Raw genomic sequence first — 23,026 nt, 5'->3', positions numbered from 1 at the left:
TTTGATACAATAACGAGATTTTTAATTAGAGAATTTTTTATGACTGCAAATAGAATAAAAAGTTAGAAATTTTATCTGTACAATTTACAGTTATTTTCAGTTTGACAATTACCGTATTAAATTTCAGCTTTTTTAATTATATTTATCAAAATTCGAATTTTATTTTTACTACAAAAATATTTATAGTATTTTTTACAATTTTACTTTTTGTTTTTAATCCATTTTTAACAAAAATTTTAGCAATTTTACTGCTGTTTTGTGGTACTGTTTGTGTATATTTTATGCAAAGTTATAATATTGTCATAGATGAAATAATAGTTGCAAGTGTCATAAATACGGATTTTACTGAAATAAAAAGCTTTTTAAATTTTAAAATAGTTTTGTTTAAATTTATTAAAATATTAACACAGATTAATACAAAATTTATGCAAAAAATTTTGTAAATCAACTCAAAATTTTAAGTTGTAAATTTAAAAATTTTATAAAAATAATAAGCCAAATCGTATAAAAAAATGCATAAAAATTTTCACCGCGTAGAGAATAATTTCAAATATTTACAAATTTTTTAATGATTGAAAATTTATGCCTTAAATTAAAATTTTTAAAATTTCAAGTATATTTTTAAAAAATCGGCAAGTTTTTAATATTTTTTTGACGTTGTTATATTTTATAAAAACAGTATTTTTGTTATTAAAATATAATCAAGCAACTTGATAATTAAATTTTGGCTTAAAATATTTTTATACTAAACTTATAGCAAAAATAGCGGGTTTTGGAAGTTTTTTTATACTTTCCTTTAAATTTAAATTTTCTTTTGCACCGACAATTTTTAAATTAAAATTATTATAGTTCAGAGCAAAAATTTTATCACTATTTTCATTAAGAATTCTCGCAAATTCAAGCAAAAAACTAAGCCAAATTACAATTTTCTCGCCTGGCAAAAGTTTTTTTATATCATTAAATTCCACGCCAAGCTCTTTTTTACCGTGAAGCGCTATAATTGCCGCTATAAGCACTTTTTCGTCATGTTTAAACCCATAATTTAAAGCATTCAATGCAAGATAACTTGCATGCAGATGTTTGGCATAAAATCCTACCTTAAGCCCTATTTCGCAAATTTTAGCGGCATTCGTAAGCAAATATTTGTATTTTTCATCAAGTTTATGCAGCGGACTTAAAATTTCAAATAAATTTTTAGCATATTTGGCGATATTATTGCTATTTTTTACGCTAAATCTATCTTGCAGACTTTTAAGGCTTGGGTTAAAATTCTCCGGCAAACGCGTGCCACGCCCTAAAATAGAGCTTAAAAACACTCCTTCTCGAACACCTGCTCCGCTTGTAATAATTTTTTTAGCGCCCAAAAAATCAGCTATTTGCCTAAAAATAAATACACCCTCACGAATAGTATCATATCGATCTTTTTTAATAGGAAATCTGTTTAAATCAATCGCTTTTGATCTTATAATCTGACTCATAAAATTTCTATAAGTATTATAATCATAAATAAAATTATGCACGATTTTTAGCGGATATTCCTGTAAATTCATAATGGCATTACTTAGTGCGCGTCCGCTTCCGCCGATTGCTATAAGATTTTCATTTTTAAAGTCAGTTGGAATTTTATCGATAAGCTCTTTAACAAAATCTTCAAGTCCGCTTAAATCTCTTTTATCAAAAAACAGCTCTTTTAAGCGGACAGTTCCTATATTTAATGAAATTTTATCTACTATTTTTTTATTTTTTATGCAAGCAAGTTCACTGGAACCTCCGCCTATGTCAAGCGTAGTGGCATCTGTAAAATTTGCAAGCAAATTTAACGCTGCAATAGCTCCGAAATTCGCTTCACTGGTGCCATCAATCACTCTTATGGAGATATTTGCGGCTTTTTTTACCATATTTATAAAAACGTTTTTATTCGGCGCGTCTCTTAACGCGGAAGTTCCGACACAAAGCACACGATTTGCGCGGTAGCTTTTTATAAGACTTTTAAACTCCAAAAATGCCTCCAAAGCATTTTGCATAGCAGGCATTTGAAGCATTCCGCCATTTTCATAAGCACCGTTTGCAAGACGAATTTTAAGTTTATGCTCGGCAAGAATATAAAATCCGAACCTGCTTGTGCGCTCAAAAATCGCAAGCCTCATGGAATTAGAACCAAGATCGATTACAGCAACTCTTTTAGGCATTATTTTCCCGCAAAATGGTCGTATTTATATTTCAGCTCTTCAAGCGTTTCGACATTATCCGGATCCGGCACGATGCACTCTACAGGGCACTCTACAATACAAGCAGGTTCAGAATAATCATTCACGCACTCACAGCATAAATCAGGATCTATGACATAAATTGGTTCATCCTCGTAAATAGCCCCGACAGGGCATTCGTCTTTGCATGCATCGCAGCAAATACAATCTTTTGTGATCATTAACGACATTTTTCCGCCTTTTGTAAAAATAAAGTTAGCTTATACTACAAATTAGCTTTATTTTATTTGAAATTCATCAAAATTTTGTATTTTTTTTGAATATCAAGGATTTAACCATAAAAAACAAAGCCACGTAGACATTTTTAATTTTGTTTTAAATAGTAAATAATTTTATTTTAAATATAAGTTTTCAACTTATTGAATTTTGCAGTTTAAAAGCTTAAAATTTATTAAAATTTTGACTTAATTTTTATTAATTTTAAGTCCGAATATGAAACAGTAAAAGTTTGGATACAAAACGCAGTAAAACTTGTCAAATTTTATTAAAATATAAAATTGCTTGAATTTTAAAAAGTTAATTGTTGAAAACTATTTTTTAGAGCATTTATTTTTATGTAAAAATTTATTTTTTTATATCCATCTCAAATGTAGCAATTACGCCTTTTTGATCATCTCTATTTTTTAAACTTACACTTCCGCCCATAGCTTGTGCGGCTCCTTTAGCCAAAAAAAGTCCAAGTCCGGCGCCGTCTTTTTTGCCGAAGCGCTTAAACGGCGCAAAATAATCTACGCTTTCGTCTATGCTCTCACCGTCATTTATAATACAAATTTTAAAATGTGAATTTTTTAAACAGGAAGTTATAACAATATCGCCTCCGGCGGGTGAAAATTTTATAGCATTTTGAACGAAATTTTGCATTATGTGCGTTAAAAGATTTGATTGCGCTGAAATTTTAAGACTATCTGGCTTAAAATCAGTGATAATATCTTTATCATCCATCCTTGCTAAAATTTTAAAATTATTTGTCGATTCACGTAAGAATTCAATAATGTCAATCTCTTTTAATTCTTCAAATTGAGCACCTTCCTGACGACCGATTTGTAAAATTTGACTTATCATTTTATTCATACTATCGATTGTAGCGTTATTTACTTTAAGAGCTTCAATATAGCGCGCATTATCTCGTTCCTTTATAAGTGTAACATCGTTTTTTGATTTCATCACGGCAAGCGGCGTTTTAAGTTCGTGCGCTATACCGATAAAAAGCTCTTTTTGATAGAGAACAAAAGTTTTAATTCTTTCTATTAAACGATTTATATTTTCCAATAAAGACCTGTATTCAAGTGGACACTCATCTTTTTCTACAGGACGTAAGAATTTTTCATCTATGCCGGCAAGCTTTGTATTTATTGTTTTTATAGGCATCAAAAGCATTTTAGATAAGAAAAACGCATAAAACAGAACAAGAAAAATCATCACTGTATTTACCATTATTATATCGGTTAAAATTTGTTTTACAATTTCATAATAAATAGTAATATCGGTTTTTAAGATTAAATTTCGGTTTGCACCGTAAGGATAATGTAAAACCAAAAATATTTTATCCGCAACTTTTTCTTTTGTAAATTCGGGTTTTTCCAATTTTTGTCCATCCTGAACGGAAGCGGTGAAATTTTTAAGATTTAATTTAACTAAAAATTCACTTAAATCTCCATTTGATGGATTTTTTTCTGAAATTTTATCAGCTGAAATCAGCATTTGTCTGACCACACTTTCATAAGTGGTAATCTTTATATAATGATAAAGCATGGTCGAAAATACAGCAATTAACATAGCAGAAGCTACGATTAATTGCGTGATAAATTTAAATCTTAAGCTTTTTTTGGAAAGCAAAATCTATAGCCTCTTCGGCGAACAGTTTCGATTGTAGAAATATTTAACGGTTTATCCATTTTTTGACGAATTTGATTTATTGCAACTTCAATAACATTCGGTGTAACAAGCTCGGGTTCTTCCCAAATCGCATCCAAAAGTTGTTCTTTGCTTACGATTTGATCGCTATGGCGCGCCAAATGTGTCAAAACTTCAAAAGGTTTGCCTTTTAACTCGATTTCTTGGTCTTTGTATATTATTTTTTCTTCATCCGGATCAATAACCAAATCATCTATTTTTATAACATTTGTGCCGCCAAATCTTAAACGAGCTTCCAAACGCGCAACCAGAATATCAAAATCAAACGGCTTTTTAATATAATCATCAGCTCCAGCACGAAGCGCTTTTATTTCTGTTTCTTTATCATCTTTGGCAGATATTATCACAACAGATGTGCGCGGTGATTTAGCTTTTATAGCTTCTATAAGTTCTATTCCGTTGCCATCAGGTAACATCAAATCGCTCAATACCAAATCGTAATTTCTAATACCTACATAATACTCAGCGTCTTTAAAACTTTCTGACGTGTCGGTTTGGTATCCGTATTCAGTTAAACCCTCAGCAATGGTTTTATTTAATGTAATTTCATCTTCAACGATTAAAATTCTCATTGTAATTCCTTGTGTAAAAATTTTGGCGTGATTGTATCATAATTTAAGCATAATTTCAAATTTTTTTAATAAAAATTTAATAAATAAAATATAAAAATTTTTAAATATAAGGTATTGTGTCTTTCGTGTCTGCGCCTTTAAAACCTTTAAGTCTTAAGCGGCAACTGTCACAAAATCCGCAAGCTTTATCTTCTCTTTCATAGCAACTCCACGTATGTTCTAGCGGCACACCGATTTCAAGAGCTTTTTTTACAATTTGAGTTTTACTTAAATGAACAAGCGGAATTTTTATTTCAAGTTTAAAATTTGGCGAAGTTCCTGCATTTATCGCACTTTCTATTTTTTTTATAAAATTTTCCGAGCAATCCGGATATCCGCTGCTGTCTTCTTCTACAACGCCGATAAAAAGTGCATCGGCGCCCTCTTTTTCAGCAAAAGCCGCCGCTACTGATAAAAAAATTCCGTTTCTGAAAGGAACATAAGTATTTGGAATTTCTCCGCTTTTTACGCCTGTTTTTTGTATAGTTAAATTTTTATCGGTTAAAGAGTTCGCTCCGATTTGCGCTATAAAACTTACATCCAAAATTTCACGACTTTTTACGCCCAAATCATCACAAATCAAATTAAAACACTCTCTTTCTTTCTTCATTGTTCGTTGATTGTAATCAAAATGCAAAGCCAAAATTTCATAGCCCTGCTCTTTTGCAATGAATGCAGCCGTTGAACTGTCCATTCCGCCGCTAATTACACAAACCGCTTTCATTTTTTATCCTTTTTTCGTAAAATTTTTGATAAAATTATATGAAATTTTATTTAAAAAAGGTATAAAATGGTTATTTGCGAAACGGAATTTCCACAAATTTTAAATGATATAAATAAATTTTTAGGCTCTTATAATGTTGAATTGGTTTTTGTAAACAGCGATGAAATGAAAGAACTTAATCTGACTGAACGAGGAATAGATAAAACAACCGATGTGCTTAGTTTTCCACTATTTTCAAAAATTGATAATTACGGCGATTTTCCGATAGGTTCGGTTGTTATAAATTTGGATTTGGCAAAGCGGAAAGCAAACGAGCTTGGACACAACGTAAATGATGAAATAGCACTGCTTTTTATGCACGGATTTTTGCATATACTTGGTTTTGATCACGAAACTGATAATGGAGAAATGCGTGAAAAAGAGCGCGAAATAATTGAAAATTTTAAACTTCCTAAAAGTTTAATTATAAGAAATGAAATTTAGATAAAAGGAGATAAAATGACTGATTTTGCACCGTTTATGATAAAACTTCAAAAGAACTTTCCGCTTGATAGTGACGATTACAGTATTATTTGCAAAGCTTTGCACGAAAAAGATTATGATATAGTTCAACTTGCAGGACTTTTGGTTTTAATAAGCGAAAAATCACTCTACCCTGATTCTCTTGCGGCATTTATTCAAAATATTCTTAAATATTCAAAAACATATAAAGATCCTACGCCTATGTTTGATATAGTAGGCACTGGTGGAGATCATCTAAAAACAATAAATATCTCAACTACAGTCGCTTTTATAGTGGCTGCTCTTGGAGTAAAAGTAGCAAAGCACGGAAATAAAGCAATTACAAGTCTTGCCGGAAGTAGCGATACATTAGGTGCTATCGGAGTGCCACTTATAAGCGATTTGGATTAAATTCGCAAAATTTTTCACAAAAAAGGACTTGCATTTTTTCACGCGGCACATTTTCATTCTATTACAAAAGAAGTTAAAGAGTGCAGAGAACGTCTTAAAATAGGAACCGTATTTAACGCCATAGGACCTCTTTTAAATCCGAATTCAGCACTCACAAATCAAATAATGGGAAATTATTTGGAAGAAGTCAATAAACTGATGGCTCAAACATTGCTAAAACTTGGCAGAAAACACGCTCTTGTAGTTCATGGAATGGATGGAATGGATGAGATTACGACTTGCGATGAGACATTAATTCACGAGCTTAAAGACGGAAAAATAATAGAATATAGAATTACACCTGAGCAGTTCGGTTTTAAAAGAGCATTTCACAGCGAAATTATGGGCGGAAGCAGTAAAGAAAATGCCGAAATTCTGGAAGCGACTTTGCGCGGAGAACTGACGGGTCCGAAATTTGACATAGTTTTATTAAACGCAATGTTTGCGATGTATTGTGCGGATAAAATTTCAAGTCCGGTATTGGCCAAACCTGTAATAATGAAAGCTTTAAAAAACGGCAAGGTTTGGGAATTTTATAAAAATTATTTAAAACAATAATTTAATAGCATTTTGTAAAAATACATTATGCTTATGTAAAATTTAATTAAATTTATAAAAAGCAGCTACGAGAAATTTAAAATATATAAATTTCAGCAATGCCGAAATTAATTTTTTTGGCTGAAAACTGAAATTTCAATTATTTAAATTTTCATATGAATTATAAAATAAGCAAAATTTAGGCACGTCATAAGTTTTTTAACAAAATTGGTAATTATTAAATTACTTATTATAAAAATTTAAAAATAGCATGATATAAAAAAGCTGTTTATTATATTTATTTATTAAAATTCGGCTTCAACAACTTAGTGAAATTTTTAATATAAACTTGATACAAACATTTGTTAAATTTGCTCTTTTTAAATCAAAACTGCAACTTTTTATACATTTAAATTTATTTAATCTGATTGCATTTATACATTTTATCGCTAATTTTTTAACATTAAAATTTCATATCTGTTTTGTTTCTGTAAATATTTTAGAAATTTTTACTATTTTTATAAAAACAAAAAAATTTTTAATTTTAAACTGTAAAATTTTCAAACTAACTATATTTATTTTTTTTATCTTTAGTTTTTAATTTTTAATAATTTAAATTAAAACTTATTTTACGTAATAAATAGTGAAAAATTGAAAAATACAAAAAATCGATATTTTAAGTATAAAGATAGTAAAAAAGATTTTTAAAAAGATATATAACTTCTTAAATTTAAAAAAGCCACGATAAAAATCAAAATCGTGGCTTTAAATAAATAATAGCGGCAAACAGATTACCAATCCATTCGTCTGCGCTTAATGCCATCTTTGTCAATTCCTTTAGGTTCATGCTTGAATTTATTTTCTTTATCTGCTCCGCTGAAACTTCCGACATAATCGCTATTTTCTTTGTTTGTTTCGACGCTTTTTTTAGAATCTATACCTTTTATAGAGCCTTCACCGCCCCAATTTCCATTTATAGAAAATACTTCTATATTAAATGCATTAAAATATTGAGGTCTAGCATTTTTACCTAGAAAATCACCTGAATTTATAAACAGATATCTATCATTTTCATTGGCGAATTCAAGCCAAGGACGCACCATAAATCTTATTTCTTTCTCACCTTTATCATTATCTTTGTCATATCCTATATTTATACTTTCTACACCTCTATTCATAATAGAATTAACAGTTACTAGAGATTCAGTGGCTCTTGGATTTTGATTGGTTTGAGGATTATTTGTAGTACGACCTGCCCAAGGATACTTTTCAAAAACATCAACATTGTTGTTATCAAAAATATTTACCATATATCTGTTTCCTATTTTTCCGCTTGTTGGAAAATTTCTATCAGCTGCCAATTCAGTAAATAGAGTATTTGTTACTCCATAGCCGGCAATTTTATTCGGTATGCCGGTGCAATTGTTAATTTTATTGCAAAATACGACAGAATATAAATTTTTTTCTAAACCGTCAGGATTTGTTTTTGTCTCAATCTCATATTTAACTCTATCATACGGATAATTTTTTTCTCCACCATGTTTTAATGAAACTATACCCGGTTTTATGGCATCATCCAAATGTAAAGCTCCATATACAAACAGCGCATAAGGTTGATTTTGTCTTAAAAATTCAGTTTTTGCAATATTCTTGCTTGCAGCTTTTTCGCAAGCTACAGGACTTGCAGGGCATGCTGTTCTGAAATATTGTTGTGCATATGCACCGAGTGACATAGATGATATCTCGGCTCCTTTGCCTATCTTTATACTTTCATAACCGTTGCTTTTATCGAAAGGCGCACCTGTAAAAGTACCCGGACTGCTGATAAGCTTATTCTTATCTATATTTACTAAATCATAGTCAGTATCAAAACTTGGCGTTTTTAATCTATCCGCGATGTGTAAATTTTCCAAAGCAAAATCTTCAATAGTCAAAAATACAGGGAATTGCCCGTCAAAGTTATTTTTTTCTACTTTTTGCGGTCTATCAAAATTCATATAAACAACAGGTTTATTGTTTATAACACCATTATTAAAAGCACGAGCCAAAATGGTATAATCACTGCTTTTGTTACTATAAATACCACTGGCATTTGCAGTTCTGAAAGAATTGATATTAAAATTATTTGTCAAAGAATCTGAATAATAACTTATAGCATTTTGGATAGGATATGCGAAAGGTTTAGACTCTGCAGGAAAATTGCTTTGTAAAATATTTGATTTATTTACTCTGCTTACGCTCATCATACAACGAATATCAAAATTTCCTGTTTTTTCGCACTCTTCTTTACTCATTTGTGTAAAATTCGGTGTTGTTATATTCAAGCAATTTCCTATGCCGTCATAACCGTAACAAATAGTTTGATTTCTGGATACTTGTGTAGTTAAACCGGCATTAGCCGTATGTCTGTCATCGTTTACATCCGCAAAAGGATCAAATAATAAGCTGAAATTTATATTATTTGAAAAACCGCACCTTGGAACATCATAAGGAATATCGGCTGTAGAACCGCTCAATACATGTCCTCGAATTACTGTGCCATCATATAACGAAGCAAGCGTAACTCCGTTCGCATCTATACTGTCAAAAACATTGTCATCTATAAGTGCCATAGCAAATATATTTAAATTTGCAAGTTGTGTATTTTCGGCGTCAACGACGGCATTATTAACAGATGAAATATCTTTTCTGTCGTAATCAAATGTCTTTAGTTCTGTAAAAGGTTCATTATAATATGTAAAACCTTTTGTGTTAGGAATACTATTTTTATTTTGCAAATCACTTATAGAAACATCAATCTTCTTCGGTTGATATCTAAGCACAAGGAATTTATTGTCTGCCATAGTGGTATCACAACCTACCATACCAGGTTTTATGTAACCATTTTCGTCGCTTGCTTTCGTGTGAGCATTGCTTGTAGAATTCAATACACAAAGCGGTCCTCTATCAGGGCGTCTTTTATTAGTACTTATAGATTTTATCCATTGTTGATCCTGCCTTGTAAATGTATTATCTACTATATTTACTTTTACATCGCCGACATTGAAATAATTAAACATTTCGTCTTTAAGGTCTTTCGCATCAGTACCATTACTTTTTCCGTCTCTACTAGCACTTGGAATACTGATAAATCCAGGTCTGCTGTCTCTTGATGATACTCCACCGTTTATTTGATCAAGTAGATATCTCCAACTTCGATTTATTCGGGCTTTCTTTTTTTCAGCGTTAGATACCTGTCCATCATCATCGATTGAACTTTGTAAATTTCTAAGGTCAAATTGAATTTTTAAAGGAACGCCGTTTATATCCCAAATTCTTGAACCAAGAACTGTATCGCCGCCAAAACGATATCTATCAGCACAATCGGCTTTGACATTTAAATCTATTCCACTGCCTTCATATTTGTACTTTCTGCCGTTAAATTTAAAATTCCTATATTGTATAGCTTTATTGCAACTATCATTTGAAAGTCCTTTACTGCTTATAACATTCACTCTTCCGTCTTTAAGACCGTAAAATGCCGTAGAATCCATATGTTTTACACATTCGTTTGAAATAAAAGGCACAAGAGCATTTTTATCTTCTATAATGACATCATCATTAACGACATCTTTTGTAATCTTGGTTGTTTCAAGCTTTCCTGTTTTTGTATTTATGATTTTTTTATACTTACCAAAATCACTTAAATCCAAACCGCCACGTAAACTGATTCTATTGTTGAAATCACCGCCGAATATATGATAATAATTTACAACAGGGTTATTAAGATAACTTTGCGGATAAATTTTATACATCACATCTTTGTTTTCCTTATAATCTCCTGCTATTCTTAAAATTTTATCATTGCTTATGGCATTATTTCCTCTTGTTATATCGCCTGTTCCGCTAAAATTTACCAACTTGGCAAATTTGTCAAAACCGTTTAAAGCTGTTTTATACATTTCGTCCGTAACTTTTTTTCCTGTAGGTTTTACTATCGTAAAACTTGCAGGTCGAACGGTAAAAAATGTAGATTTGCAAACTCTGAACACGCCGTCATCACTAACAGGAACACCAAGTGCATCCTGGATTTGTTGAATCTTATCTATTTTATTCAATGCATTTTCAAGCTCAGTTTTTTCAGCGTCTGTTATAGTTTTGTCAGCTTTCTTTTTTTGTAAGTCCTGTATAGTCGTAAAAATAGATCCGACTCCACTACCGATACCGAATTCTTTAGACGGTTTGTATGACACCATGAAAGTAACTCTGTCAAAAGCATCAGGCAAACTTACCGAAAACGGCTCAAACAATACCTTATTTTTATCTATGGTGCCTATGCGATAATCTATAGTATCATACTTATCACATTTATCATCTGTAAGATTTTTGCTTACACAAAATTTTACTTTATCTTTATCTTTAAGATTTTTACAATAAACGCCATTCTTATCAGCATATGATTTAGCCGCATCAAGTGTGACTACAGACACATATACATCGCCGTCAAAAGGCATTTTTGTAAATTGATTTGTAAGTCCTGTAAAATTGCCGTTAGCATCTTTTTCAAAGAAGTCTCCGAAATCTACTCCTTTATCAGCTTCAGTTTTAATCTTTTCTGCATCGTAAATTAAACAATTTCCAGTTACTCCGTCGAATAAAGAACATAATTCATCGAAATTTCTGCTTGCATATAAATTCGGTGAAAATACAAGATTTACTCTAAAAGGCAACTCAGCGACTTGAGTATAAAGTCTCTCGTCCTGCTCTAAAGCTATATTGCCATCTTTAGGGCGCAATGCTTCTGATACATTTTGATTAACTATTTTTAAACCGTCCAGCGGCAAAATAGTATTTACATTTTTTCTAGTTTCTTTTTCATAATCACTATCTACATCACATCTCTTTATCTTTACAGGGTGCTTTCTCAAATCGGCTATAATTTCACCACCATCATTTTTTACTACATATCCGACTTTGTATTCTATAGCACTTAATTTAAATGAATTTCCAACTGTAGCATTAAACTCGGCAAAAGCTGCATAGTTTGTTTTATCAAACCTTGTGAAATCTCCGCCGTTAGGTATACCGCCTATAATATCTCCTGCACCTTTTCCAAGATACAATCTAGGCGAACGATCTCTATAATCCATATATTGTACCTGATCCGCTTTTATAGCTCCGCCTGTTCTTAGAATATTATCATAATACCCCGTTTCATTATCACGCAAATATACCGTATTTTTATTTTCATATATATCTGTAGAATTATGCATATTATCTATACCTACTGAATTCTTTGTATAGGTATTATCCTTAGTATCTACAGTTATAACGACACTTTGCGCTGCTGTTTCATTTTTGGCCTGATTTAAAAATATTGTTCTGTAGTAAAGCTCTTGACCGGCTATAACAGTTTTTCTTTCCTGCCTTATATCTTTTATCTTTTCTACAGGATCCGGCTTTTTAACTATATCTTTAATAGAAGTCTCGGCTGCTTCTTCTTCAGTTACCTCATCTTTATCGCCATCATATTTATACTTATACCAGTTAAACCAGCCTTTGGCATCATAAACTCTATCTATATAACAAAGTTCAGGAACATATATATCTGTTGAAAAAGCAACGACACTAGGTATAAATACATCAGCTGCAGACCAATTACCGCTACTAACCCAATATGTCATTACTTTTAAATTTATTCCTGTATTATTTCTTTTCATTATGCCAAGTCCGTTCAGATTGTATGTATCTATATCAAAACCAAGCTCCCCTTTTTGCCCTACTATCTCACTGAATTTATAATCGCAGGAATCTGTTGAAGCCCCTCCTGCACAATCTACTATCAAATCGTTTGTTGTTCCGTTAAGTTGTCCTTTACCGTCAAAATAATTAACTAGTGTATTATCATTATTAAACATAGAAGGATTTGCTTCATTATACAAATTTTTATAGCTGTATTCATTTTCATCCATTGATTTGGCGGCAACCATTTCACCGGTATTTTCTTTACTTCCACTTGATCCGTATATACTTAATTTTGTATTATATTTATCTGCAAAAGGAGTGAAGAAACCGTCAAAAGTCATAGTCAAAGTACTTTTTGCGGTAACTTTATTTATATCATTGGTAGCATACTGATTGCCATTACCCGAAGTAAAACTAAGTAAATTACCACCGCTCGGTGCCGATTGTAGACCCAAGCCTTTATATATTACAACGCTTCTAGGTTTATAATAAGCATAATAATCTTCACCTTTTGATGGGGCATCATTACCTTTATCATATACAATTACCAAAGCCCAGTTGCCATATTTACCTCTTATGATATTACCACCAGGCGACACGGCACCACCTGTCAGCAAACTCATTCCTGAAGTAGGACCTGTTGAAAATAATATATCTCCTGCTGTAAAATCAAATTCAGCTTCTTTATTTGTTGCTGAATTTTCTATTTTAGCTTTTACATATTCTCTGATTTCGTTTACTATATCCACAGAAGCCGTATATGAAAAATTCCAACCACCGCAGTCATCCGTAGAACCGAAATAATATGTCTGTTTATTCGGTCTTGACACAAAATCCGTGCTTTTGATATTTTCGTTAGCTATTCTAAATTTTGCACTGTCATAACCTTTTATTTCACCTAAAAGATAATTTTTAAAATCTAAATATCTATCAGACGGATTGCTACCGCAATTCGTCCAACTATTACTTCTGTTTCTTCCTTCTTGTAATAATCCGCTCCAAAACAATTTTGCATATTTTATATCTTTTGCTTTGATATTCGGTGGAAGTTTTATTTTGGCACGACTGCTATTTGTTCTAAATCCGGTATCTTCTCTTAAATTTCCCATATTTGCTCTATCGAAATTTACGCCGTTAGAGCTATTTACACGATTTCCTATTATTACATAGTTTCCATTTATACTGGCTCTATCAAAATATCCGCCTGTATCGTCTTTCATAGTTACATATTGTATAGTATCATTGCTCGGGTCATTATCACCTTTATCATCCACTTGAAAATCAACATTTGTGATATATTTAAATCTGGCAGGATACGCATTGCCAAAAGGTTCACTCTTTTCTTTGACTTCAACATCTTCAGGCTTTATCAAACCCGTCTGATCGGTACCTCCATTTACATCTGTTCCACCACTATTATGATCGGGTGTTTTATCAGGAGTAAATTTAAGCTCTATAAATCGCATATCTACGTCATTATTTGTATTGTCAAAATATATATAATAATCCTCGCCCTCTGTTACCATTAAATTCTTAAGATTACTTGTAGCCGGGCAACTTTCATAATCATTTAAACCAGGATTTTTAGTTGTTATATATAAATTAACATCATTTGCTTCAGCGCCTTGTTTTCCATCTTCAAATTTAAAAGCCTTAACTTCGATGGTTCCGTTACTATCTGCATGATATTTGAAAAAATGTTCTCTTTCAAATTTAAACGGACTGCTCTTGTCTGTTTGAAAATCATATATTCCACTAAAAATATATGCATTTCGTGTTTTATCATAGTTTGCAACAACTCCTGAAGTAGATATGCCTGCTCTTCTGAAAGTTTCAAAACATTTTTTGTTGTTATCTAAATTTGAATTAACTGTGATTTTAATATCATCTCCGCCGGTAGAACTGCCTGATATAGGTATGTAGATTTGTTTATCATAATTCTTTATTGAGTTCATACTGAATTTTAAACTTGTTAATGAAGCAGGTGAACATTCAGTATCATTCAATTTAAAATCACCGAATTTTATTTGACCATTCGGCGATGTTATTTCTATAACGGAACTATCATTTTTAACTTGAGATAAATCAAGCGTTATATAAGACAATTTATAATTTACTTTTTTATATTCTACGCCATCTATAATTCTATTCAGTGATAAAATTTTTGTATCATTGCTGATTAAAGCTGTTGAGAGCGCATTTGAACATAAATCGGTATCATTCCAATTCGCTTCATCCGTATTTGCAGGAGAATTCGGCGATTTAAATTTTATTTGAATATGTTTATCCGTTTTGCTGATACTTCCGCCGAAAGGAATATATAAATCGCCTTTGAAATTTTGTAAAAACGTATATGAAACACTCTTTTGTGAAGCATTTTTACAATTATCTTCATTTTGTGTGCTTATGTCTCCAAATTTTATAGCATTTGTAGGACTTGATACCGTCATACTGAAATCTTTAGCTATCGTATTCGGAATAGAAATTTTCAAATAGTTTGAATCAAAATTGATTGTTTTGTTATCATCTGATATCAATTCAACATATTTTGTTATATCATTTGTAATTCTATCTTTAATTATATAAGGTTTTATTGCGCATATATTTTTTATATCGGCATAAATATTATATTCACTTGTAGCACCGCTTACATATACATAATAAATTTCACCTTTTTTTGCATTATCAAAAGAATCACTGCTTTTTACAGGTTCTACAGGACACACGGCGCCTGCGACAGGTCCTGTTTTACTTATAGATACTTTTACATTTGAATTATCAGTGCCTACACTTAAATTACCGTTTGAATCAGGAATTATTCTAAAGTATCCGTTCATAGTATTTGTAGTTTTTATTTCTTTACAAAAACCATGATCACAATTTGGCGCGTTGTCTGTAGATACGGTAGAAGGTATTCCTATCATATCTTTACAACTTGAAACTCCTGGATTACCGCCTGGTGAGCCTTTTGGAATCAAGTCCAAAGCATAGTGATATCTTCCGTTATCAGCATAATTCATAAGTACATAATATGTCTCGCCTTGCTTTACTTCATATTCAGTAACTTCATGTCTGATAGGACAACGATTGCCCGTAGGAGCAATTTGCGTTATTTCAAATCTCGTATTTTTTGTAGCCTGATCCAAATTTTTTGCTACAAGTTTTCCATCAGAAAAAGGTTTTAATTTAATGTAACCGTTTGGTAAATATCGATTTGCAGGCAACCACGATTCAAAATTCATACAAAATGCGTGAGGTCCGTCATTACAATCAGGCCAATTAAGATCTGACTTGAAATTTGTAAATTCTTTCATCAAATCACATTGTTTATCTTCATCAGGCACAATAACATTGCCACTATTACTATAAGGGAATTTCGGAATTATTCTTCCATTATTTACATCATTTTTACCGGCAATTTTCTTGAAATATATATAATAATCCTCTCCGTTTTCAAGTTCTATAGTTCTTCCTACATCCAATTTATAATATGACATAGAGTTAGCCATATCACAATTTGAAACATAATTTTTAAGTATAGCCACTTCTATATTGTCAAATTTCGGAAAATACATTGTTCCGTTTTGATTTGGTCTATAATAATAAAAAGTGAGATTATTTGAATCCGCATTGATTATATTTTCCTGTCCCGGTTTTAACTCACCGCCGTTGCCGCCTTGTTTGCATGTGATATATCCTGCAGTATTCGGTATAAATTTAATCTTTGCATTATAATTAAAACCTTCCGTTCCCGGGACCATATAGATATAGTAAATTTTGTCTTTTTCGACATCAAATTTGGCGTCTGAAAGTAACGGATCTTTCGCTTTATTTTGCATATTAGTACAATCGCCATTTGTTTGGCTGACACCTATCTTCCAATTAACAGGAACAGGATGAGAATTGGTAATTTGCAATGTAATCCTGCCTGTATTTTCCGCCTTGTAAGTGAGATAATACACATTACTATTTGCAGCATAACCGCTGACGGTTTTTCCGTTTTGCAGATTAAATTGGTTTGGTTTTAGTCCTACACAAGCGCCATATGCCATACTTCCACAAAGAAATAAACCGAGTAAAATAATTTTAAGAAATTTCATTTAAAACCCCTTATAGTTGCAAATACTTATATATTTACAAATTTTTTCTATAATTTTACTATAATTTTACTTTGAATTCAATAATCTTATGTGAAATTGTAAATTTTTATTAAATAGCCGAAATTTTAATAATTACGATTTTAGTGTTTCGTTTTTCTATGTTCCGTTTTGTTCGAAAAATCAACATACAAATTTAATACCGAAACAAAAAGAGTTAAAATAGCAGGTCCAAGTATCATACCCCAAAAACCGAAAGTGCCGATTCCTGCCAACATCGCGAAAAAAATCAGAATTTCATTAATATTCGCCGGATTATCTACAAGTTTTGAATTTATAAAACGAATAATTACAGGCTTTATAAAATTATCCGCGATAGTGGAAATAACTATAATACTGTAAAGTGAAATAATCACAGCCGCACTAAAATTGCCGTTTGCAAGCTCATAAAGTCCAAGCGGAGCCCAACACAAAGCACCGCCGATAATAGGTATAAGCGAACAGAACGCATATAAAATCGCAAAAAATATCATATCAAATCCGTAAATTGCGGCAATGATTGAGAATAAAAAACCTTGCAAAACGGCGTTTAAAATAGTAGAATAAAACACAACGCTCATTGTATTTGAAGTTTGCTTAAACATATAGTCAAGTTCATTTTCGGCGATAGGAATACTTTTTTTAAAAAAATTTAAAATGTCTCTTCCATAAAGATTGGTAAAAAAGTAAAAAATAATTATCAAAAACATCTGCAAAGCAAAATTCGCACTGCTTTTTGCTATACCTGAAGCATAGCTTAAAATTTGTTTTATAATTCCTTCAAAATTCAAATTTGCAATGAAACTTTTTATATCAGGTTCAAAGTTTTTAGCAAAATTCGGTAATGAAAATTCATAATTTTTAATATAGCTTAAAGTCTTGTCAAGCAAAGCTACATCTATATTTGCAAGACTTTTTGCAATTTCCGCAATCGCATAAATAAAAGGCACAAAAAATAATACGCATAAAATAACTGTCGTAAGCACAGCCGAAACGATTTGACGATTTTTGGTAAATTTTAAAATTTTTTCATTTAATCCGGCAGTAGAAACCGCTATAAGTACACCGATTGAAATCGCCAGCAAAAAACTTTGAAAAAGATAGATTACCCAACCGAGCATAATCAAAATCACGCCGCTTAAAAAAATTTTACTGGTCTTCATCAAATAGTCCTTTTTGTGTCATTTTGTATTTTATTCCTAAAATTTCGCAACTTTTTGCAGTTATTATACGACCTTTTGCAGTTCTTTCTATATAACCGTTTGCAAGTAAATATGGCTCTATTACATCTTCAATCGTGCCTTCATCTTCACTTAAAGCTGCGGAAATCGTAGAAAGACCGAGTGCACGATTTTTAGTAGAACCTAAAATTTCCAAATATTTCAAATCCATCTCATCAAAACCTAAATCATTCACGCCAAGCGCGTCAAGACTTGATTTTGCGCGATTTTCATTTATGATATTTTCATTATTCACTTCAGCGAAATCTCTTATTCTTTTTAATAATCTAAGAGCTATGCGAGGTGTGCCGCGACTTCTTTTGGCAATCTGTAAAGCTGCGTTTTTTTCGCACTCCTTATTAAGTTTTACAGCTGCGATCTGAACTATTTTGGCAAGTTCATCCGATGTATAAAAATTTAAACGGAATTGCATTCCGAAGCGATCTCTTAAAGGCGCAGAAATCATTCCGGCACGCGTTGTTGCACCGATTAATGTAAATTTCGGTATGTCGATTTTAATCGTTTGCGCCGCAGGACCCGAACCTATAATAATATCAAGTCTGAAATCTTCCATAGCCGAATAAAGCACCTCTTCTATAGCCGAACTTAAACGATGAATTTCATCGATAAAAAGAACGTCGTTTTCTTCAAGATTTGTTAAAATCGCAGCCAAATCACCGCTTTTTTCTATCATTGGCGCGGCCGTAATTTTTATACTGACTCCCATTTCATTTGCGATTATGTGAGCAAGAGTAGTTTTTCCAAGTCCTGGAGGACCGTAAAAAAGAACATGATCAAGGCATTCTGCGCGCTTTTTTGCAGCGGCGATAAAAACTTTTAAATTTTCTTTGATTTTACTTTGACCGATATAATCATCGAAACTCGTAGGACGAAGCGAAGTTTCTATTTCTTCTTCAAAATCGGCTTTTTCTATTTCTACAATTCTATCCATTTTAACTATTTATGCGCTTTCTTAAATTCATCGTCTGTTATTTGTTTATAGTAATCGCAAGCATTTTTATTACCAAGCTCGCAAGCTTTTTTAAAAAGTTTTTGCGCTTCATTGAAATTATTTCTATTCGCCTCACTGACACCAAAATTCAGACACGCGAAACCATCTTCATAAATACAGCCTTTTTTATAAAATTCAATCGCTTTTAATTCATCTTTGGCGACTCCATCGCCGTTTTCATATTGATACCCAAGATTTGCACACGAAAAACCGTCTTTCAGCTCGCAACCTTTAGCAAAAATTTCAGCTGCTTTACTAAAATTTTGATTTTTAAAATAAGTGATGGCTAAATTTTTACAACCTAGCCAATCTTCACCGAAACAAGCCTTTTCATAGAATTTTTTTGCTTTGTTTTTATCGGCTTTGACACCAAGTCCATTATCATATAAAAAACCTATATTTACACAACTTCTCATATCTTTATCATCGCAAAGATCGCCCCAAATTTTAACAGCTTCATCATATTTTTTTTCGCTATATTTAACAAAACCGTCATTATACTTTTTTTCGTCGCTATGTACATAAGAATCTTTTTGTGTAAGAAAATCTGTAAAATTTTTAGAAGTATTATCTGTAAAAGCACATAATTTCAGCACGCATATTGCTAAAATTATAAAAATTTTTTTCATCTTTTTCCCTTTTTAAATTTTAGAATACTATATTACCTAAAATTTTATTAAACTTCGCCACTATTTGCAAAAACAAATCAATTATTGATTAAAAATAATTACTCTTTATATTCAAATTCCTTGCTTGGAAAAATGCTGTTTCGTACTTCATCAGCATAGTTTTGAACTGCTTTTTTTACAATAGAGGCGCCATCTAAATAAGTTTTGGCGAATTTTGGATGAAATTCTTCGAAAAATCCAAGCATATCGGACCATACAAGCACTTGCCCATCGACATTTACACCGCTTCCTATGCCTATTACCGGCACTTGCACAGATTTAGCAATTTTTTCGGCAACACTGCTTAAAGTGCCTTCAACAACAATAGCAAAAACTCCCGCTTTTTCAAGTGCTTTTGCATCCGTAATTAAAGCCGAAATTTCAGCCTCACCGCCACGACCTTTTACTTTATATCCGCCTTCAAATCTTACCATTTGCGGTTTTAAACCGATATGTCCGCAAACTGCGATAGCATTTTTTGTTAAATGAAAAATCAAATCCGCTTTATCTGCTCCGCCTTCTATTTTTATAGCATCGCAACCGCTTTTTTTATATGCTTTTATAGAATTTTTCAATGCAGTTTTTTTATCCGAAACGGCGCCAAAAGGCATATCTAAAATAACCATAGCATGTTTTGCACCATTTTTAACGGCTCTTGTATGATAAATCATCTCACGCATACCGATATTTATAGTATCTTTTTGACCGTTAAAACTCATATTTAAACTGTCACCTACTAAAATAATATCCACATATTCATCAAAAAGTTTCGCAAACAACGCATCATAAGCTGTTATCATAACTATTTTTTCCATATTTTTTTTAGCAATAATTGCATTGGGTGTTATTGTTTTCATTTTTACTCCTAAATTTATTAGGAGATTTTAGCTAAAAAAGTCTTAAAAATTTGACAATTTTTTGTATTTTAAGTAAAATCGCAAACTTTTCAATGGGGGTGACTTGGTTTCGACAGGAGCAGATAGGTCACGGTGGCATGTCGCTGCGGAATCAGCGTAAAAATTCCAAACTAAATTTAAACGCAAATAACGCGAAATTCGCTCCTGCTTACGCTAAAATAGCGTAAGTTCAGTTGAGCCTTGCTGCTGCTGATGCTGTTTAGGTAGCGTGCGAGTAATTTAAACAGCTTGGTTTTGCGCTTTGGCTAAGTGCAAACTGAAATTTTTGCCTTTGCTTGCAAATTTTACTTTGGAAAGCAAGTAATTTGTAAGCGAGATTTTTCGCTTTCACTAAACATGTAGAGGCTTTGGTCATTTGTTTTTGGACTGCGGTTCAATCCCGCACACCTCCACCATTATATTTTTTAGATACTCCGATTTAGGGCTTTTCAAATAGATTTTTTTAAAAAAAATGTAACAACATATTTATAATAATTGTGTGTTTATTGTAATTAATAGCAATAAGTGCAAACGCTGACAGTTCATAAAGTTTAACATCAATTTTAAATTTTCGTGATTATATGATTTTATCTTTAAAGGTCATTAGCTCTTCGAACTTATTGTAAAAACAAAAAGCCATAGTTTAAACTATGGCTAAATGACACGAAAAAATTGTAACTCTACAATTTCCATAAAATTATAATATTTATTGAAAACAAATTTATAACAAAAGAAATATAAAAATTTAAATAAAATTATAAAATGTAAAATTTGCTGTAAAAAATTTATTTTCACGTTTATTTAATTCAATATTTTATCTATATTTTTATATACATTTACAGCACTAATTACAGAAAATTTTAAAACAAAAAAATAAATTTATAAAATTAACTGCCGAATAATTTAATTTATTTTCCCCAAATTTTTTAAAATTTTGTTGATTTTTTATTTAAAAATCTATAATTTATTGCTATAATAGCGAAATTTCAATTTTATAAGGATAAAAAATGAAAAAATTATTTTTCACTGCTGTTTTGCTTCTTTTCGGCATAAATGTAGCAAATGCCGATGTAGCAGCAAATCAAGAACTTTACGCTGCATCAAATGTAATCAGTTCATTTGCACATGACAACAATTTCTCAATTCCTGCAGATAAAGTATTAAATGCTAAAGCGGTTGCAATTTTAACGGATGTAAAAAGAAGTGCAGCTGTAGTTTCAACTCAATACGGAGATGGAGTTTTCAGTGTAAAAGATGAAAACGGAAACTGGTCTGCACCTCTTTTTATAAAATACCGCGGCTTTGGAGTTGGAGTTCAGGCAGGATATGAAACAAGTGATATTGTAATGTTGTTTCAAACAACAAAATCTTATCAAGATATATTTAACGGTACCGACACACTTGAACTTAATGTAGCAGGAAGCGTTGTAGAAGGTAAAAGAGGAGGAGCGGCTACAGATTTACCTGATATTTCAGCCTGGATTGTAAGTCCCGGAGAAGTAACAGGAGTTTATCTTGGTGTATCTCTTGATATAGGAAGAATTACAATTGATGATCAGCTTACAAATGATTTTTATGATAGAATTTATGATTATGAAGATATCTTAAACGATTCTCCAAGAGATAACAAATACTCTAAAATTTTCAAATCTACTCTTAAAAAATATTTGAATGACAACAGATATTACGGAAAAATTCAAAATAAACCTGCAGGCTGGCCGAAAACAGTTAGCGTTAAGGGTAAATAATTTAATATAAGTTGAGCTAAAAAATTTTAAGCTCAACTTTTAATTTTTAAAAATTAAAATAATGTAATTTTTTACAATCGCCCACTTTATATTTTCAACAAAATTTTAAATAATTTATTTTTTATCGTCTAATTTTAATTTCGGATTCCAATACAACGATTTTGAAATTTTACGGAACTTGAAATTTGCGTTCAAATCATTTGATGTTTTATAGGTCAGTACCAAATCATCTTTGTTTTCACAAGATGCTGTGATTTTATAATTTGCTGAATATGGAAGTTTAAAAGCCGTTTTTTCAAGCAAAGCTGAATTTTCATCTAAAATTTCAATATCAGCTTTATTACCGTTTAATTTAACACTACCGGGGATAATCAAAACATCTTTCGGATAAACGCTAAGAAGCAGAATTTCATCCTCTTTTTCGTTTCGAACCTCGTTAAATACAGGATTTAAATACGAAGCGATAGCCAAATATCTATTTCCCGCTTTTGTTGATTCAAATTTTTGAGTATAAGCCATAAATTCGTTTTTAAGTGGCTCATGGGCCACTTTTTCAGTACTGCAAGCCGTAAAAATGCAAGCTGAAATTACGCAAAATATTAAATTTTTCATCCAATT

14 protein-coding genes, 1 other RNA gene and 1 pseudogene are annotated in these 23,026 nt (G+C 31.5%); 5 read left to right on the top strand and 11 right to left on the bottom strand.

From position 1 onward, the window contains the following. The first annotated feature begins 101 nt into the window (after positions 1-101). On the top strand, positions 102-443 hold the full coding sequence (locus CHAB381_RS09215) for a phosphoethanolamine transferase domain-containing protein (protein WP_012108614.1): 342 nt from the start codon (positions 102-104) through the stop codon (positions 441-443). Positions 444-740: 297 nt separating this feature from the next. Here CHAB381_RS09215 and CHAB381_RS03545 read toward each other — a convergent pair whose 3' ends face one another. The 5 genes from CHAB381_RS03545 to queC all read right to left on the bottom strand — a co-directional run bounded on the left by CHAB381_RS03545 (position 741) and on the right by queC (position 5,516). Then, positions 741-2,189: a Ppx/GppA phosphatase family protein gene (locus CHAB381_RS03545; RefSeq protein WP_012108613.1), complete on the bottom strand. Its 1,449-nt coding sequence runs from the start codon at positions 2,187-2,189 to the stop codon at positions 741-743. Continuing rightward, complete coding sequence (locus CHAB381_RS03540) at positions 2,189-2,437, bottom strand: YfhL family 4Fe-4S dicluster ferredoxin (RefSeq protein ID WP_012108612.1); 249 nt, start codon at positions 2,435-2,437, stop codon at positions 2,189-2,191. Before CHAB381_RS03540 ends, CHAB381_RS03545 begins: the two co-directional genes overlap by 1 nt. Before the next feature lie 394 nt (positions 2,438-2,831). After that, on the bottom strand, positions 2,832-4,043 hold the full coding sequence (locus CHAB381_RS03535; RefSeq protein WP_041570602.1) for a sensor histidine kinase: 1,212 nt from the start codon (positions 4,041-4,043) through the stop codon (positions 2,832-2,834). Positions 4,044-4,081: 38 nt separating this feature from the next. Continuing rightward, a complete protein-coding gene (hsrA, locus tag CHAB381_RS03530) occupies positions 4,082-4,753 on the bottom strand; it encodes a homeostatic response regulator transcription factor HsrA (RefSeq protein WP_012108610.1) in 672 nt (223 codons plus the stop codon). A gap of 100 nt (positions 4,754-4,853) precedes the next feature. Further along, positions 4,854-5,516: a 7-cyano-7-deazaguanine synthase QueC gene (queC, locus tag CHAB381_RS03525; protein WP_012108609.1), complete on the bottom strand. Its 663-nt coding sequence runs from the start codon at positions 5,514-5,516 to the stop codon at positions 4,854-4,856. 66 nt (positions 5,517-5,582) lie between these two features. Between queC and ybeY the strand changes: the two genes are divergently transcribed. Together ybeY and trpD are read left to right on the top strand one after the other, a co-directional pair. Continuing rightward, on the top strand, positions 5,583-5,999 hold the full coding sequence (gene ybeY, locus CHAB381_RS08695; protein ID WP_012108608.1) for an rRNA maturation RNase YbeY: 417 nt from the start codon (positions 5,583-5,585) through the stop codon (positions 5,997-5,999). A gap of 15 nt (positions 6,000-6,014) precedes the next feature. Next, positions 6,015-7,025 (top strand): annotated as a pseudogene (gene trpD / locus CHAB381_RS08625) (anthranilate phosphoribosyltransferase). A gap of 770 nt (positions 7,026-7,795) precedes the next feature. Here the strand turns inward: trpD and CHAB381_RS03505 are convergent. The 5 genes from CHAB381_RS03505 to panB all read right to left on the bottom strand — a co-directional run bounded on the left by CHAB381_RS03505 (position 7,796) and on the right by panB (position 20,621). Further along, a complete protein-coding gene (locus CHAB381_RS03505; RefSeq protein WP_012108606.1) occupies positions 7,796-16,828 on the bottom strand; it encodes a hypothetical protein in 9,033 nt (3,010 codons plus the stop codon). A 140-nt stretch (positions 16,829-16,968) separates the two neighbouring features. Beyond that, on the bottom strand, positions 16,969-18,027 hold the full coding sequence (locus CHAB381_RS03500) for an AI-2E family transporter (protein WP_012108605.1): 1,059 nt from the start codon (positions 18,025-18,027) through the stop codon (positions 16,969-16,971). After that, the gene (gene ruvB / locus CHAB381_RS03495) at positions 18,014-19,036 is read right to left on the bottom strand and encodes a Holliday junction branch migration DNA helicase RuvB (protein ID WP_012108604.1); all 1,023 of its coding nucleotides are present in this window, start codon (positions 19,034-19,036) and stop codon (positions 18,014-18,016) included. The genes CHAB381_RS03500 and ruvB overlap by 14 nt, the downstream gene beginning before the upstream one ends. A gap of 5 nt (positions 19,037-19,041) precedes the next feature. Continuing rightward, positions 19,042-19,725: a tetratricopeptide repeat protein gene (locus tag CHAB381_RS03490; protein ID WP_012108603.1), complete on the bottom strand. Its 684-nt coding sequence runs from the start codon at positions 19,723-19,725 to the stop codon at positions 19,042-19,044. Positions 19,726-19,823: 98 nt separating this feature from the next. After that, complete coding sequence (panB, locus tag CHAB381_RS03485; RefSeq protein WP_012108602.1) at positions 19,824-20,621, bottom strand: 3-methyl-2-oxobutanoate hydroxymethyltransferase; 798 nt, start codon at positions 20,619-20,621, stop codon at positions 19,824-19,826. Positions 20,622-20,715: 94 nt separating this feature from the next. Between panB and ssrA the strand changes: the two genes are divergently transcribed. Further along, positions 20,716-21,076: a transfer-messenger RNA gene (gene ssrA, locus CHAB381_RS08560) on the top strand. A gap of 591 nt (positions 21,077-21,667) precedes the next feature. Next, on the top strand, positions 21,668-22,408 hold the full coding sequence (locus CHAB381_RS03480) for a lipid-binding SYLF domain-containing protein (RefSeq protein WP_012108600.1): 741 nt from the start codon (positions 21,668-21,670) through the stop codon (positions 22,406-22,408). A gap of 114 nt (positions 22,409-22,522) precedes the next feature. Here the strand turns inward: CHAB381_RS03480 and CHAB381_RS03475 are convergent, their stop codons facing one another. Next, positions 22,523-23,020, bottom strand: coding sequence for a hypothetical protein (locus CHAB381_RS03475; RefSeq protein WP_012108599.1), 498 nt, complete (start codon positions 23,018-23,020; stop codon positions 22,523-22,525). Positions 23,021-23,026: the final 6 nt, after the last annotated feature.

It is taken from the genome of Campylobacter hominis ATCC BAA-381 (assembly GCF_000017585.1).
Classification (GTDB): domain Bacteria; phylum Campylobacterota; class Campylobacteria; order Campylobacterales; family Campylobacteraceae; genus Campylobacter_B; species Campylobacter_B hominis.
Note: the sequence above shows the minus strand (reverse complement) of the source record. Positions and strands in the feature narration are given on the sequence as shown.